Annotated in this window: 13 protein-coding genes and 1 tRNA gene; 6 read left to right on the plus strand and 8 right to left on the minus strand. The window is 61.7% G+C overall.

All coding sequences use genetic code 11. From position 1 onward, the window contains the following. The first annotated feature begins 188 nt into the window (after positions 1 to 188). The 3 genes from BLP10_RS17135 to BLP10_RS17145 all read left to right on the plus strand — a co-directional run bounded on the left by BLP10_RS17135 (position 189) and on the right by BLP10_RS17145 (position 2,135). Positions 189 to 265: transfer RNA gene (locus BLP10_RS17135), tRNA-Met, on the plus strand. Between the two features lie 325 nt (positions 266 to 590). After that, entirely contained in the window at positions 591 to 1,229 is a 639-nt protein-coding gene (gene eda, locus BLP10_RS17140; protein ID WP_091137308.1) for a bifunctional 4-hydroxy-2-oxoglutarate aldolase/2-dehydro-3-deoxy-phosphogluconate aldolase, read from the plus strand. Positions 1,230 to 1,295: 66 nt separating this feature from the next. Then, positions 1,296 to 2,135, plus strand: coding sequence for a tellurite resistance TerB family protein (locus BLP10_RS17145; RefSeq protein ID WP_091137311.1), 840 nt, complete (start codon positions 1,296 to 1,298; stop codon positions 2,133 to 2,135). A gap of 2 nt (positions 2,136 to 2,137) precedes the next feature. On the opposite strand, the gene BLP10_RS17150 is transcribed toward BLP10_RS17145, so the two are convergent. Continuing rightward, the gene (locus BLP10_RS17150; protein ID WP_139165531.1) at positions 2,138 to 2,605 is read right to left on the minus strand and encodes a hypothetical protein; all 468 of its coding nucleotides are present in this window, start codon (positions 2,603 to 2,605) and stop codon (positions 2,138 to 2,140) included. 371 nt (positions 2,606 to 2,976) lie between these two features. On the opposite strand from BLP10_RS17150, the gene BLP10_RS17155 reads away from it, so the two are divergent. Together BLP10_RS17155 and BLP10_RS17160 are read left to right on the plus strand one after the other, a co-directional pair. Further along, entirely contained in the window at positions 2,977 to 4,785 is a 1,809-nt protein-coding gene (locus BLP10_RS17155) for an IlvD/Edd family dehydratase (RefSeq protein WP_091137318.1), read from the plus strand. Positions 4,786 to 4,792: 7 nt separating this feature from the next. Beyond that, positions 4,793 to 5,539 carry an SDR family oxidoreductase gene (locus tag BLP10_RS17160; RefSeq protein ID WP_091137321.1) on the plus strand — a complete coding sequence of 249 codons (747 nt, stop codon included), beginning with the start codon at positions 4,793 to 4,795 and terminating at the stop codon, positions 5,537 to 5,539. Here BLP10_RS17160 and BLP10_RS17165 read toward each other — a convergent pair. The 7 genes from BLP10_RS17165 to BLP10_RS17195 form a co-directional block, all read right to left on the minus strand. After that, positions 5,536 to 6,501 carry a 2-hydroxyacid dehydrogenase gene (locus BLP10_RS17165; protein WP_091137617.1) on the minus strand — a complete coding sequence of 322 codons (966 nt, stop codon included), beginning with the start codon at positions 6,499 to 6,501 and terminating at the stop codon, positions 5,536 to 5,538. The two genes, BLP10_RS17160 and BLP10_RS17165, sit on opposite strands and share 4 nt — an antisense overlap. A 20-nt stretch (positions 6,502 to 6,521) precedes the next feature. Further along, the gene (locus BLP10_RS17170; RefSeq protein ID WP_091137324.1) at positions 6,522 to 6,827 is read right to left on the minus strand and encodes a TfoX/Sxy family protein; all 306 of its coding nucleotides are present in this window, start codon (positions 6,825 to 6,827) and stop codon (positions 6,522 to 6,524) included. 105 nt (positions 6,828 to 6,932) lie between these two features. Beyond that, entirely contained in the window at positions 6,933 to 7,460 is a 528-nt protein-coding gene (locus BLP10_RS17175) for a MarR family winged helix-turn-helix transcriptional regulator (protein WP_091137327.1), read from the minus strand. 93 nt (positions 7,461 to 7,553) lie between these two features. After that, positions 7,554 to 8,369, minus strand: a complete 816-nt coding sequence (locus BLP10_RS17180) for an ABC transporter permease (protein WP_091137330.1) — start codon at positions 8,367 to 8,369, stop codon at positions 7,554 to 7,556. Further along, positions 8,366 to 9,142, minus strand: a complete 777-nt coding sequence (locus BLP10_RS17185; protein ID WP_091137333.1) for an ABC transporter ATP-binding protein — start codon at positions 9,140 to 9,142, stop codon at positions 8,366 to 8,368. The genes BLP10_RS17180 and BLP10_RS17185 overlap by 4 nt, the downstream gene beginning before the upstream one ends. Positions 9,143 to 9,171: 29 nt before the next feature. After that, positions 9,172 to 10,173, minus strand: a complete 1,002-nt coding sequence (locus BLP10_RS17190; RefSeq protein WP_091137336.1) for an ABC transporter substrate-binding protein — start codon at positions 10,171 to 10,173, stop codon at positions 9,172 to 9,174. A gap of 1,031 nt (positions 10,174 to 11,204) precedes the next feature. Further along, on the minus strand, positions 11,205 to 12,779 hold the full coding sequence (locus BLP10_RS17195; RefSeq protein WP_091137338.1) for an OpgD/OpgG family glucan biosynthesis protein: 1,575 nt from the start codon (positions 12,777 to 12,779) through the stop codon (positions 11,205 to 11,207). Between the two features lie 634 nt (positions 12,780 to 13,413). On the opposite strand from BLP10_RS17195, the gene BLP10_RS17200 reads away from it, so the two are divergent. Continuing rightward, entirely contained in the window at positions 13,414 to 14,568 is a 1,155-nt protein-coding gene (locus BLP10_RS17200; RefSeq protein ID WP_091137341.1) for a type III PLP-dependent enzyme, read from the plus strand. The last annotated feature ends 18 nt before the right edge of the window (positions 14,569 to 14,586 follow it).

The following is a 14,586-nucleotide window of genomic DNA, read 5'->3' on the forward strand; positions in this document are numbered from 1 at the left end:
AAACTCCTCAGCGCCGATGGTACTGTGTCTCAAGACCCGGGAGAGTAGGTCATTGCCGGGCCTGCCAAGGACAAACGCCTCTTTACATCTTTTGACAACCACACCGCGGTGTCTTGTGAAAACAAGCGCCGCGGTTTGTGTTTGTCTTCCCTCTTGCCGGTGTGGCCTGCCACACCGGCCCTGAGTGACGCGGGGTGGAGCAGCCCGGTAGCTCGTCAGGCTCATAACCTGAAGGTCACAGGTTCAAATCCTGTCCCCGCAACCAAACACAACAGCCCTCGCCTGGTAACCCCAGCGAGGGCTTCGTCGTATCCGGACCCTGTGAGAAGGCAGAAGAAACCCTCATTCCTCCCGAAACGCCCGCACCGCGTGATCGACCACCGGCTTGGTGAGATAGGACAAAACCGTCCGAGACCCCGTCCGGATCAACCCCTCAACTGGCATCCCTGGGACAAGCCGCAGCGCAATCGCATGCGGCAGGCAATTGGTATTGCAGCTGCTAGAACCAAGATATCAGCCGCGTGCCTTGGCAGAAATGCTGCAGAGTTCTAAAACCGTCATTCCTACTAGCAATCACAAGGGCCAGCGGCATGACTACTGACGGAAATGTTCTCCGTGACTATCTGCGATTGGCGCCTGTCATTCCAGTCGTGACCATTGATGATGCGCGGAACAGCATTGATCTGGCGCAGGCACTGGTGCGTGCGGGGCTGCCCGTGATCGAGGTCACACTCAGGACCCCAGCTGCTCTTGATGCGATTAGTGCGATTGCGAAGGCTGTGCCCGAAGCCGTGGTCGCTGCCGGGACAGTGCTGACGCGCAGCCAAATTCAGGAGGTGAACGACGCGGGAGCAAAGTTTATTGTCACGCCCGGAACATCTCTGAAACTCGCGGAAGCCCTAAGTGAGTCTGCCATCCCCGTTATGCCTGGCTGCGCTACGGTTTCCGAGGCAATGACCCTCGCTGAGCTGGGCTTCAAGTACTTGAAGTTTTTTCCAGCGGCCGTTTCCGGCGGCCCGGCATGGCTGAAATCCGTCTATGGGCCTCTGCCTGATCTGCGCTTCTGTCCGACAGGTGGGATCGATCGAGCAAGTGCAGCTTCTTACCTGTCGCTTCCCAATGTGGTCTGCGTCGGCGGCACCTGGGTGACTCCCTCTGATGCGATCAGGGATGGCGACTTCGCCAGGATCGAGAGGCTCGCAAAGGATGCAGCTTCCTTGCGGAGCTAAACCTGAACCATTCTGCGGCCCCTCCGTTGTGTTCTTGCTTTGGCGTTGAATGGGCAGGAGGTTCGCATGGTCGACTACAAGAAATTGCTGGATGCTTTCGTCGGTACTCTCGGTCGCGCCGATGGGCAGCAGGGCCGACAAAGTTCCCCTGATGCCTTGGACGCGAGAGCGCAACAGGGCGGCTTGGGGCAGCAACTCGAGAAAAGTGTTACGCAGCTTGCCGGTCAGTCTCCCGAGCAGCTTCTGCAGAAGGCGAAGGATCTGGCCACCCAGCACCCCGGTGTGGCTCAGGCCGCCCTCGTCGGCCTTGCAGGCCTTCTGTTCGGTCGGCGCAAGAAGGGAAAGCTCACGGGAAATCTTGTCAAGCTCGGGGGCTTGGCGTTGATCGGTGGTTTGGCATATCGCGCTTATCAGAAGCAGCAAGTCGGTGGAGTTGCCGCGGCCCAGAATGCAGGACAGGGCGCAGCCGAGTTGAGCGCGTCAGATGGCGGCGCTATCGAGCAAGCTGTGCTCAGCCTCCCGGAAGCCTCGCGCTTCCATCCCGTTTCACAGACCGAGGATGATGCGTTGCTCTTCTTGCGCACGATGGTGGCTGCGGCCGCGTCGGACGGCAGGATCGACGAGGCCGAGCGTTCGCGTATTGTCAAAGGCCTCACTGAAGCCGGAATCGACCCCCAGGCAAGCGGATGGCTCGAGCGGGAAATGGCTTCGCCCGCCGACGTCGAGGAGCTGGCCGCCAATGTGAACGATCCTGAGAAGGCGGCTCAGGTTTACGCCGCGGCGCGCATCGCAATCGATCCTGATACGATTCAGGAGCGGGAATTCCTGAATCAGTTAGCTGAGGCGCTCGATCTCGATCAAGCAACGCGGACACAGATCGACGAAACGGCAGGCGGCTTGCTCTGAGCTCAGAAGGGTCCGCGCCCGAGCGGTTTGATGCTCTGGTACTGCACAAGCGTATGCCGACCGCCCCTTTCAGGATAGCGCTTGGCAAGTACGAAACCCAGAGCAGGGGAGTACAGGTCCGTATGCTCGGAGGTCGTCTTGCCTTCCGCATTCATGTACCGGTGGTGAACCGCGAGCACCTCATAGGAGCAGGACCCGATCCCGATCTCTTCCATGCCCATCACCGTAAGTTCGAGGGATACCAGCGCGCCTACCTTGCTCGGAGTAGCCGGTGCATAGGTTACTGCACGGCGGGCCTTCAACGTGAGTGGGAAGACGGTTCTGACATCCGAAACGGGAATGGAGATACTTTGCGTGGTGTCGTCAAAGCGACTGATCGGCAACAGGCCCTTGTAATAGATGACGTCCTGCTTCTTCCCGCTGGGATAGTGGTTCGTTACATGAATGAAGTGATCCGAAGCTGGACGCACGTTTGCCTTTGTGCCTTGACGCTCCAGTATAAAACCTTGCTTGGCCGTTTGGGCATTCGGACATGGATCGGCAAGAGCCGATATCGGGATGCTGAGAGCGGATGCGAGAACGAAGGCTTTGAGCATGATCGGCCAACTGGATTCTTGAACGTTGCAGCGACGATAGCCCGATCTCTTGTCTATAACAATGTTTCAATTTAATTTGTATGATTTATGCGAAAGTCGGCTTGCTTCCATGGCGATTTGGCATTCGATTACTTTCGAAAGATTCCACGAAGAGCGCATCCATCTCGCAAGGTCGGTTGGACGCGCCTTCTGACCTGCACCACATAAGGCGTCAGAGCGCCTGAACATTCAAAAAGGATCCAAGCATGGCTGACAGGCCCCACCGCCGCACCCCCGATCAGCTTCGCTCCCGCCTTTGGTTCGACAACCCGGATAACCCCGGCATGACTGCGCTTTATCTCGAGCGCTATCTGAACTTCGGTCTGACCGGCAAGGAGCTGCAGGGTAAGAAGCCGATTATCGGCATTGCTCAGACAGGATCCGATCTCTCGCCATGCAACAGGCATCACCTTGAGCTGGCTAAGCGCGTGCGGGATGGCATCACGGCGGCAGGCGGCGTCGCCTTCGAGTTTCCGTGCCATCCGATTCAGGAAACAGGTAAGCGCCCGACGGCATGCCTTGACCGCAACCTTGCCTACCTCTCCCTGGTGGAAGTTCTCTATGGCTATCCGCTCGACGGTGTCGTGCTGCTCACCGGCTGTGACAAGACCATGCCCGCTTGCCTAATGGCGGCGGCGACCGTGAACATTCCCGCGATCTCGTTGAATGTCGGCCCCATGCTCAACGGCTGGCACCATGGTGAGCGCACCGGTTCGGGCACTATCGTGTGGAAGGCGCGCGAGCGCCACGCGGCGGGCGATATCGACTATCAGCAGTTCATGGATATTGTCGGCTCCTCCGCTCCCTCCGTGGGCCATTGCAACACCATGGGTACGGCTTCCACCATGAATGCGCTGGCAGAAGCTCTCGGCATGTCACTGCCGGGATCCGCTGCCATTCCCGCGCCGTATCGCGAACGCGGACAGATGGCTTACGAGACGGGCAAGCGCATCGTGGACATGGTGTGGGAGGATTTGAAACCGTCCGACATCATGACGCGCGAGGCATTCGAGAATGTGATCGTTGCGAACGCTGCCATAGGCGGCTCGACCAACGCGCCGATCCACATCAATGCCATTGCAAAGCATATTGGCGTTCCGCTCAGCAACGACGATTGGGAGCGCATCGGCTTCGAGATCCCCCTCCTCGTGAACGTGCAGCCGGCGGGTGAATATCTCGGCGAGGAATACTTCAGAGCAGGTGGCCTGCCTGCAGTGATTGCCGAGCTCATCGGGGCCGGCAAGATTCACGAGGATGCAATTACCTGTACGGGTACGACCATCGGCGAGAACTGCAAGGGCAAGCATACCTGGGATCACGATGTCATCCGCTCCTATGACAATCCGCTGAAGGAGAAGGCGGGCTTCCTGAATCTCAAGGGATCCCTGTTCGATTCCGCGATCATGAAGACGAGCGTGATCAGTCAGGAATTCCAGGAGCGGTATCTCAATAACCCGAACGACCCTAACGCATTCGAAGGGCGCGTCGTGGTGTTCGATGGACCGGAGGATTATCATCACCGCCTCGACGATCCGTCGCTCAACATCGACGAGCATACGATCCTCATTATGCGTGGTGCAGGCCCCATAGGATATCCCGGCGCGGCGGAAGTGGTGAACATGCAGCCCCCAGGCGCGCTCATCAAGCGCGGCGTCCTCTCGCTGCCCTGCATCGGTGACGGGCGTCAGTCCGGCACGTCCGGCACACCGTCCATCCTCAACGCCTCGCCCGAGGCGGCGGCGGGCGGCGGCCTGGCGCTGCTCCAGACAGGCGACCGTGTTCGCATCGATCTCAACAAGCGCACAGCCGACATTCTCGTTTCGAGCGAAGAGCTGGAGAAACGCCGTGCCGATCTCGAAGCGCGTGGCGGCTATGCCTATCCGGCGAGCCAGACGCCGTGGCAGGAGATCCAGCGCTCGATGGTCGATCAGTTGTCCGAAGGCATGACGCTGAAGCCGGCGGTGAAATACCAGAAGGTCGCGCAGACCTACGGGGTGCCACGGGATAACCATTGATGATGACATGACGGATCGGCTGAGAGGCAAAACCGCCCTCGTCACGGCGGCAGGCCAGGGAATTGGACGTGCCATCGCGCAGGCATTTCTGCGCGAAGGAGCACAGGTTTGGGCTACGGACATCGACGAGGCGAAACTTGAAGAACTTGAGGGGGCAACGCAGCGCAAGCTCGATGTCCGCTCAAGTGCTGCCATCGAAGCGCTGGTGAATGAGGCCGGAGCGTTCGACGTACTCGTGAACGCAGTCGGCTTCGTGCATCACGGCACCGTACTCGAATGCTCCGACGAGGACTGGGATCTCTCGTTCGATCTCAACGTGAAATCCATGCACCGCACCATCAAGGCTGTTGTGCCGGGCATGCTCGATATCGGCGGCGGATCGATCATCAACATTTCGTCCGGCGCTTCCTCCGTGCGCGGTCTTCCGAACCGCTATGCTTACGGCGCGTCGAAAGCCGCGGTCATCGGCCTTACCAAGGCAGTGGCCATCGACTTCATCAAGCAGGGTATCCGTGCCAACGCCATCTGCCCAGGCACTGTGCAATCGCCATCGCTCGATGAGCGCATCGGTGCCTTGGCCGCAAGCTCCGGCCAAAGCGTCGAGGCGGTGCGGCAGGCCTTCATCGAGCGGCAACCCATGGGGCGGCTGGGAACGCCGGAGGAGGTGGCGACGCTAGCCGTCTACCTTGCCTCCGATGAGTCGAGCTACACGACAGGCCACATCCACATGGTGGACGGCGGCTTCGCGCTTTAAGCCTTCGTATAAGGCGTCTCCGCTACAGGCGTCAGCGGGCCCTTGCCGTTGAACCATGCAATGAGGTTGTCGGCGACGAGCTGGCCCATGGCGTTGCGCGTATGAACAGAGCCAGAGGCGATGTGGGGCAGAAGCACCACATGCTCCATATCGATCAACTCCTGCGGAACGCGGGGCTCATCGTCATAAACGTCGAGGCCTGCGGTGAGGATGGTGCCGGATTTCAGCGCGTCGATCAGCGCCTGCTCGTCGACCACGCTGCCCCGCGCCACGTTGATGAGAACGCCGGTGGGGCCAAGGGCCTTCAGCACATCCGCATTGATGAGGTGCTTCGTGCCGGCGCCGCCCGGCGTGATGACGATCAGCACGTCACATGCCTCGGCCATGCCGACGAGTGTCGGATGATAGGTGTACGCAACATCCTCCTGCCGCGTGCGTCCATGGTAGGAGATGCTTACGCCGAAGCCTTCGAGGCGTTTCGCGATGGCTTTGCCGATGCGCCCCAGACCGACGATGCCGATCTTGCGCTCGCGTAAGGTCGGCGAGAGAGGGAAGGGGGCTTTCAGCCACTTCCCTTCGCGCAGATAGCGGTCCGCCTGCGGGATCTTGCGCAAGGTGGACAGCAGAAGGCCGAGAGTGAGGTCCGCGACCTCATCGTTGAGCACATCGGGCGTGTTGGTGACGATCACCCCACGCTTGGCGGCCTCCGCCACATCCACATTGTCGTAGCCCACGCCGAAGCTCGAAACGATTTCGAGATTGGGCAGGGACTCGAACAGGCTTGCATCCATGCGGCCGAACAGGGTGCTGGTCGCGACACCGCGAATGCGTGGGCCGACCTCGCGCAGAAAGCTTTCCCGATCCGGATGCTCCCAAAGCCGGTGCAGATTCGAGGCCTTCTCAAGAGCATCGACGACGACAGGCATCATCGGGGCGGTCATGAGGATGTCGGCTTTGCTCATGGTGCTTTCTTCTCTCGTCATCAGATAGGTGTGCAGCGCGATGCGGGGCCTCGGTGAAAAGCTGCATCCACTGCTTTGGCCTGTTGCTGCAGGGCTCTCTTCACATCCTGGGGCAGATCAAGCCAATGACAACCGCGCATCGCAGCCTCCAACCCGTAGAGGGCGTTGAGAGTGACGCGGCGGGGCTGCATGAACTTGAGACGGCGATAGGCCTCTACGGAGCCGATCGCCTCAAGATCCGAGATGGTGCGAATGCCAGCCTCCTCGAGCCAGCCCTGGGTGACAGGGCCTACTCCCGGCAGACTGCTGATCGGCTCGTCGCTCATTGGAAAGGGCTTGGCTCCTGCTGTCTCGTCAGGTCACGATAGAGCAAGTTCGAGCCGGATGCGATGGAGCGCGTGGTGTGAAGCCTAAAGAACTCTGGATGACATTTAGGCGGTTGCCGCGAGCTCAGGCTCTTCGTTGCCCAGATCCTCCAGATCGTCCTCGGCCTCGAAGCCGGTCTGATCGGCGCCGGTGATTCCGGCGAGGTTCTTGGCGGCCTTGCGCAGCAGCTTGCGGAGGCGTTTGCGGTCCTTGTTGTCGAAGCCTGCGAGAAGCTCGGCTTCCACCTCGTCCCAGATGGCATCGATGGCGGCGGCCTTGCGCTTGCCTTCCTTGGTGAGCTTCACGCGAACGACGCGCGCGTCACCCGGCTCCGTGTGGCGCTCGACGAGCTTGAGGGAGGAAAGGCGCGACACTGTCTTGGAGGCTGTGGGCGGGCGCACGCGCAGAATGGCAGCAAGATCGCCCATGGTCATGGGGCCGGAGCTGGCGAGGGCCTGGAGAACCTGCTCCTGCCCCGCGAAGAGGCCGAGCTCGGAGAGCTTGTCGCCTGTGCGGCTGCGGTGGAGGCGCGATGCCTGGACGAGGGCCCAGCCGACGCTTTTGACGCCCGGATGAATGATGTCCTTGTCCATGCGAGATTCCTCTGGTGCTCGTCGTTATATCACCATGAGCAGGAACTCATGACGTTTCGATGACCGATCCGTCTTCCATCAACAGATCTCGCATCATACCTCCCGGGGAAGCGCGCTTTCGTGCCAATGCCGCAGCAGAAAGCGGGTCAGGAGGCTCAAGAAAAGAAATAGTGCTACACCCGTCAGCGCCAAGAGAACGAGGGCCGCGAAAAGGCGGGGGATGTTGAGTCGGTACTGGCTTTCGATGATGCGATAGGCCAATCCCGACCCGGCTCCCGCGGAACCTGCCGCCATTTCGGCCACGACGGCGCCGATGAGAGAGAGCCCGCCTGCGATCCGCAACCCCGCGAGGAAAGCGGGCAGGGCTGCCGGGCGGCGCAGATGCCAGAAGGCCTTCAGGCGGGAGCGAAGGCGGGCCCTCCAATCCTGCCGCGCTGACGCGCCGTAGAGCTGGAACAGCTCCAGCAGGTTCCTGTCCACGGATTGCAGTCCCAGCATCGTGTTCGACAGGATCGGAAAGAAGGCGACGAGCCAAGCGCAGGCCAGCACCGCAACGTCCTGCGGCATGTAGATCAGCAGCAGGGGTGCAATCGCGATCACGGGCGTCACCTGCAGCACGACGGCGAAGGGATAGAGCGAATACTCGACGATGCGCGAAAGGCTCAGCGCCATTGCCAGGGCAACGCCGCCGATCACGGCAAGGACGAGTGCGGCAAGCGTGGTCTCCAGTGTCGTCATGAGAGACGACGAAAGGAGAGGCCAATCGTCTTTCATCGTCGCTGCGATGAGGCTGGGCGCGGGAAGGATATAGGGAGGCACGGCGGCCATGCGCACGTAAAGCTCCCAGAACGCGATCGCTGCGACAAAAACCGTGAGCGGCAGAACGAGCTTCAGCGGATTGCGCGTCATGCCATGCCCCCATCCGCAAGATTGCGCGTGAGGATCTGCGATACCTGCCGGCATAGTTCCGCATAGGGCATGCTCGTCCGGAAATCGCTGCCGCGTTCCTGCACGGGAACTCCCGCAATCTCGGCGATGACGCGGCCCGGGCGCGGCGTCAGAACCGCGATGCGGTTCGAGAGATAGGCGCTCTCGTAAACCGAATGCGTCACGAACACGACGGTGCAGTTCAGCTCGGATTGCAACGTGAGCAAATCGTCGTTCAGCTTGAAGCGCGTGATTTCATCGAGCGCCGCGAAGGGCTCGTCCATCAGAAGAAGGCGCGGTTTCACGCTGAGCGCGCGAGCGATGGACACGCGCATCTTCATGCCGCCGGACAATTCGCGCGGATAGGCTTTGGCGAAATCCTTCAGCCCGACAAGCGCGAGGCTCTCCGCGATGCGCTCTCTCGCCTCCCACCGCGAAACGCCGCGCAGGCGCAGGGGCAGCCACACGTTATCCGCCACATCGGCCCAGGGCATGAGGGTCGGTTCCTGAAACACGAAGCCGATTTCGCTGCGATGATCCGCTTCATTGCAGCCGGGCCAGGAAACGCTCCCCGATGTGGGTTCGGTCAGGCCTGCGATCAGCCGCAGCACCGTCGATTTCCCGCAGCCCGACGGACCGAGGAGGGAAATGAAATCGCCCTCGCGCACATGAAGATCGAAATGCCCAAGGGCCGCCACGCCGTTGGCAAAAACCTTGCTCACATGATCGAGCGAAACGAGCGTGGATGCGGTCATACGATGTTCGGTCTGGATGGGAGCGGGTCTTACTTCTTCAGCTCAAGCCCGACGCCCTTGTTCACGAACCGGAGCGTGTAAGCCTTCGTGTAATCGAGGTCGGCCTTGAAGAGACCGGCTTTGACCATCTTGTCGAAGAAATCCTTCATGCGTTCATCCGACATGGCGCCGATGCCGTGCTTCTGCGCGTCGCCCGAATCGGCGATGCCGTGTTCCTTCATCTTCGCCACGGCGTAGCTGAGGATCTCGTCGGTCATCTCAGGGTTGTCGCGCTTGATGAGCGCGTTGCCCTTCGCATTGTCGCGGTAAAGATAATTGTACCAGCCGATGGTTGAGGCGTCGACGAAGCGCTGCACGAGGTCGGCATCCTTCTCCGCCACGTCGCGCCGTGTCTCCACCGTGGTCGAGTAGGTGCTGAAGCCGTGATCGGCGAGCAGGAAAACGTTGGGTTTGAATCCGGCGGTCTTTTCGATCACCAGCGGGTCGGATGTGACGTAGCCCTGCTGCACGGACCTGCTGTTGGCGATGAAGGGCGCGGGGCTGAAACCGTAGGGCTTCACCTGTTCGTCCCTGAAGCCGAACTCCGCCTTCATCCATTGGAAGAAGGTGGCCGAGCCATCCTTCGAGAGCAGGATGTCGTTCGATTTCTTGAGATCGTCGAAGGTGTCGAGTCCGTTGCCCGGATGGCTCATGAGAACCTGCGGGTCTTTCTGGAAATGGGCCGCGACGACGAGGGTCGGAATGTTCTTCTCCACGGCGGAGAAGGCCTGAATCAGGCTGCCGCCCATGTAGAAGTCGAGTTTGCCGACGCTCATGAGCATGCGGTTGTTGGCGCGCGGGCCGCCCGGAACGATGGTGACCTTCAGGCCGTATTTCTCGTACGTGCCGTCGGCGAGCGCCTGATAATAGCCACCGTGCTCGGCTTGGGCGAGCCAGTTGGTGCCGAAAGTGGCTTCGCGCAAGGCCGGTTGTGCCACGGCCGAGCCGGCCAGAAACATCAGCAGCCCTGCTGCCCAAGCATTCCGCTTCATCGCATTCGCCCTTGCCTCGACACAGCCGATCCGTGCGCATTCAGGGCCCGGTTCTGCGCGGTTCCGACGCGCTTGGCAAGGCCGCTTGCGGTGGGCCAATCCCTGCAAGGGAAATCGGAAAAGAGCGGGCATGAATGTCAAAGAGCAAGCGGAAGTGTCCTCGCGAGCTGTAGCTCCGAGGGTGATGGGACGAGGGAGGGCGCGAGGAGGCGTCCGGCTCGGGTGTCTAGTGTGTGAAGAACCCGACGGCTCCTCGCGCACGGTTTGTTTAGGCGTACACCGCATCTTGCAGCGATGGGCCTCCCATCCAGGCGCTGCGTCAGCACCTGCATAGGACCGCTCCGGCTCCCATCATTCACGACGCCTCGCGAGCGCGCCCCTCCTGGAGCCGGATGCCCACAGCTATAGCTCAGGTTAGGACCAAAGTCAAGAACAAAGTAAGAACATTGCATCCGCTGCTGTGCTTGGGTAAGGCACGGGTTCCCTCCCCCTTGCGGGGAGGGGCAGGGGTGGGGGTCGATTGACCGGGTGAGCGGATGACCCAGCGAGACACAGGAAGACCTCTCCCGGGTGGGAGAGGTCGGAGCGCAGCTCCGGGTGAGGGACTGCCTTCTCCGGACAGGGGGGGGCCCTCACCCCTGCCCCTCTCCCACCCGGGAGAGGGGATCTGCTGTAGGATTGTCGGGCGTTCTGGATGAAGCGCAGCGTTCCGACTTTGCGACCTTTGACCCTCGCCCCCTCACGCTCGGCCTCATCCTGAGGAGGCCTGAAGGGCCGTCTCGAAGGAGGATCCAGAGTGCACTGGACCCTCCTTCGAGACGCAGCTGCGCTGCTCCTCAGGATGAGGACAGAGGGCGTAAAGACGTGGATGATGCGGACAAGCCCGGCTATGACAAGGTAGGGCTGCCAGGCTTCCTGGATCAGCAAAGCGTTCCGACTATCCGACCCCCACCCTCGATCCCTCCCCGCAAGGGGGAGGGAAGCGCGCCTCACTCGTCAAGCGATCCGGGATTCCCCTGGGAGGCGCGATCTCACTCCACGGACCAGGGATAGGTCCAGGTTTCGGTCAGCGCCCGGTTGCCGGCCTTCAGGAAGGCGCGCAGGTCCGTCGACTGGCCCGGCTCCAGCTTCACGTCGATCGCGGCACGGAAGCCCTTGATGTGCTCGTTCGGCATGACGAAGGTGTGAGTGATCTGCCCGGTGGAAGTAGTGGGCACCAGCTGCACCTGATCCGCCACGCTCATGTAATAGGCGAGGTCTCCGCCTGCGAAGTCGATGATGAAGCGGCGATGGGTGCGGTCGCTCGGGCTGTTCGAGCCGCTGGCGCGGGGCGGGGTCTGGAAGGTGTTGACCGCCTTGCCGCCCGGATGCATGGCGCCGATGGCGCCCGCTGCACGCAGGCGATAGGAGAAGCTCACCTCCTGGCCCGGCTCGTAGGGTTTCGCTGGCTGCCAATAGGCCACAATGTTGTCGTGGGTCTCGTCCTGGGTCGGGATCTCCGCAAGCTCCACCCAGCCCTCGCCCCATTCGCCCACCGGCTCCACCCAATAGCCCGGGCGCTGGTGGTAATAGGCCTCGAGGTCCTGGTAGTTCTCGAACACCCGGTCGCGCTGCATCAGTCCGAAGCCGCGCGGGTTGTTGTCGGAGAAGGACGAGATTTTCTTCACGCTCGGATTGCGCAGCGGGCGCCAGATCCATTCGCCCGCGCCCGATTGCATGAGCAGCCCGTCCGAATCGTGGATCTCGAGCCGGTAATCGTCAGTGGGCTTCCGGTCGTTCTCGCCTTCGAAGAACATGGAGGTGAGGGGAGCAAGCCCCACATTCTCAAGCCGCTGGCGCGGGAAGAGCGTTGCCGTCACGTCGAGGGTGGTCTCCTTCGACGGGTAGACCTCGAACCGGTAGGCCCCGGTCACGGAGGGGCTGTCGAGAAGCGCATAGATCGTGGCCCGGTCGCTGTCGGGCTTGGGCATATCGATCCAGAATTCGCGGAAATGCGGAAACTCTTCCTTCTCCCCGCCCTCCACGTTGATCGCAAGGCCGCGCGCCGAGAGGCCGTATTTCTGGTCGCGCCCCAGGAAGCGGAAATAGCTCGCGCCGAGGAATGCGATCAGCTCGTCGAGCACTTTGGGATTGTTGAGCGGGTAATGAAGGCGGAAGCCCGCAAAGCCCAGGTTCACAGGGAGCGGTCGCTCGATCTTGTTGCGTCCGTAGTCGAACAGCTCGCGCTGATAGGGCACCGGGGTCGGCACGCCGTCGCGGATGACGTTGACGGTGACGGGGCGCTGGTAAAGGAAGCCGAGATGGAAAAGCTGCATCCGGAACGGGCCGTTCCCGGCGGCGAGCAGGGCCTTGTCGGGGCGGAAGCGGATGTCGCGGTAATCGTCGAAGCTCAACCGGTTGAGCGGTTCGGGCAGCTGGGCAACATTCCCCTCGAACGGGGCGCCCGACAATTCCCGCGCCCGGCGCACCACATCCTCGAATCGGAACGGGTTCGGAGCCGGCGCGCCGTTCTGCTGAGCTTGCGCGAGAGCCTCCCCGCCCCAGGTGGAGAAAGCGGTCGCGGCGAGCAGGCTTTGCAGGAGGGCACGGCGGGAGAGGTGCGTCATGGCAGGGAGAGGTTCTTTCCTGAGTGCAAGGGGAGGCAGGCTTCGGGAGCTGCCACAATAGGATATGGGTGAGCTTGGGCCGCTTAATAGGGCCTGAATAGAAGCCTCGCCATTCCCTACCCAAAACGAGGGTTAAAAAATTTCGTGCAAGGCCCGAAAAGGTCTTGTGATCCCGGGTGAATGTGATTATCTCCCGCTTGCCCAATTTCGCACGTGCCTGTGGTCGTGTGTCGGTTGGTGGGCATCCGGACAAGAGGCCGGACAGCCGCCCGAGAGCATCCTAGCTCTCGACTACCCCTAACCGGCAGCCGGAGGCGAAAACCGGCGCACCCCGTTCTCAACGGGGGACGCGACTTAAAGCAACGACGAACGGGCTTTTTTGGTCTCGTTGGCCCTCCAAAGGTCGACACCGAAGAGGCTTGTTTATCATTGCCAGGCGTGCGGACGGGAATTCCCCATCCAATCCACGGCAGCATCGTCGGGTGAAGAGCCCATCTGCGCTTGTCGTGTCTCCATCGCACGAAGCGGGATGCATCTTCTCTCGCTGACGCCGGGCGGCAGCTTGTCTGACCGTCCAAACTTCAATCCGGAGGCTGGACAAGACCTCCATTGAACCTGTGGTGGGGAGAGCGCCATGACTGAGCGCATTCGTGAATTCCTGCGTAACCGACGTGAGGACGGCCCGTGCGTCGTCGTCGACCTCGATGTCGTGCGCGACAATTACTCCAAGTTTGCCCGTGCGCTCCCTGACACGCGCGTGTTCTACGCCGTGAAGGCGAACCCCGACCCGATGGTGCTCAAGCTCCTGGCCGAGCTTGGCTCGTGCTTCGACACGGCCTCCGTGGTCGAGATCCAGCTCGCGCTGGATGCCGGCGCAACGCCCGACCGCATCTCCTTCGGCAACACGATCAAGAAGGAGCGCGACATCGCTCGCGCCCTCGAGATGGGTGTGCGTCTCTATGCGGTCGATTGCGAAGCCGAGGTGGAGAAGATCGCCCGCGCTGCCGAGACGGCTGGCGTTGCTGCCTCTGAGGTGAAGGTGTTCTGCCGCATCCTGTGCGACGGCGCCGGCGCCGAGTGGCCGCTCTCCCGCAAGTTCGGCTGCGTGCCGGAGATGGCTGTCGACGTGCTCGAGCACGGCGTTCGCCTCGGCCTGGAAGCCTACGGCGTGTCGTTCCACGTGGGTTCGCAGCAGGGCAACACGGAAGCCTGGGATCAGGCTCTCGGCTCCGCTTCCGCGATCTTCCGCGAGTGCGCGGACCGCGGCATCCACCTGTCGATGGTCAACCTCGGCGGCGGCTTCCCGACGAAGTACCTGAAGACGGTTCCTCAGGTGGAAGCTTACGGCGAGTCGATCTTCCGTGCGCTGTCGAAGCATTTCGGCAACCGCATCCCGGAGACGATCATCGAGCCGGGCCGCGGCATGGTCGGCAACGCGGGCATCATCGAGGCCGAGGTCGTTCTCGTCTCGAAGAAGAGCCGCGATGAGGACGAGGTGCGCTGGGTCTATCTCGACATCGGCAAGTTCGGCGGTCTCGCCGAGACGATGGACGAGTCGATCCGCTATCCGATCCGCAGCGAGCGCGACGACGACCGCAAGGTTCCGTGCGTGCTGGCTGGCCCGACCTGCGACTCCGCCGACGTTCTCTACGAGAAGGAGCCCTACATGCTCCCCGTCTCGCTGGAGATCGGCGACAAGGTGCTGATCGAGGGCACGGGCGCCTACACGACCACCTACTCGGCGGTCGCGTTCAACGGCTTCCCGCCGCTCAAGTCCTACGTGATCTGATCACGTCCCGCCTGCCTC

The sequence above is a fragment of the Microvirga guangxiensis genome (assembly GCF_900102135.1).
In the GTDB taxonomy this organism is placed as follows: domain Bacteria; phylum Pseudomonadota; class Alphaproteobacteria; order Rhizobiales; family Beijerinckiaceae; genus Microvirga; species Microvirga guangxiensis.

Coding starts and splice junctions, on each gene's coding strand:
- BLP10_RS17185 (WP_091137333.1), bottom strand. CDS start 9,142: ATGACCGCATCCACGCTCGTTTCGCTCGATCATGTGAGCAAGGTTTTT.
- BLP10_RS17155 (WP_091137318.1), top strand. CDS start 2,977: ATGGCTGACAGGCCCCACCGCCGCACCCCCGATCAGCTTCGCTCCCGC.
- BLP10_RS17165 (WP_091137617.1), bottom strand. CDS start 6,501: ATGAGCAAAGCCGACATCCTCATGACCGCCCCGATGATGCCTGTCGTC.
- BLP10_RS17160 (WP_091137321.1), top strand. CDS start 4,793: ATGACGGATCGGCTGAGAGGCAAAACCGCCCTCGTCACGGCGGCAGGC.
- BLP10_RS17180 (WP_091137330.1), bottom strand. CDS start 8,369: ATGACGCGCAATCCGCTGAAGCTCGTTCTGCCGCTCACGGTTTTTGTC.
- BLP10_RS17170 (WP_091137324.1), bottom strand. CDS start 6,827: ATGAGCGACGAGCCGATCAGCAGTCTGCCGGGAGTAGGCCCTGTCACC.
- BLP10_RS17175 (WP_091137327.1), bottom strand. CDS start 7,460: ATGGACAAGGACATCATTCATCCGGGCGTCAAAAGCGTCGGCTGGGCC.
- BLP10_RS17200 (WP_091137341.1), top strand. CDS start 13,414: ATGACTGAGCGCATTCGTGAATTCCTGCGTAACCGACGTGAGGACGGC.
- eda (WP_091137308.1), top strand. CDS start 591: ATGACTACTGACGGAAATGTTCTCCGTGACTATCTGCGATTGGCGCCT.
- BLP10_RS17195 (WP_091137338.1), bottom strand. CDS start 12,779: ATGACGCACCTCTCCCGCCGTGCCCTCCTGCAAAGCCTGCTCGCCGCG.
- BLP10_RS17145 (WP_091137311.1), top strand. CDS start 1,296: ATGGTCGACTACAAGAAATTGCTGGATGCTTTCGTCGGTACTCTCGGT.
- BLP10_RS17190 (WP_091137336.1), bottom strand. CDS start 10,173: ATGAAGCGGAATGCTTGGGCAGCAGGGCTGCTGATGTTTCTGGCCGGC.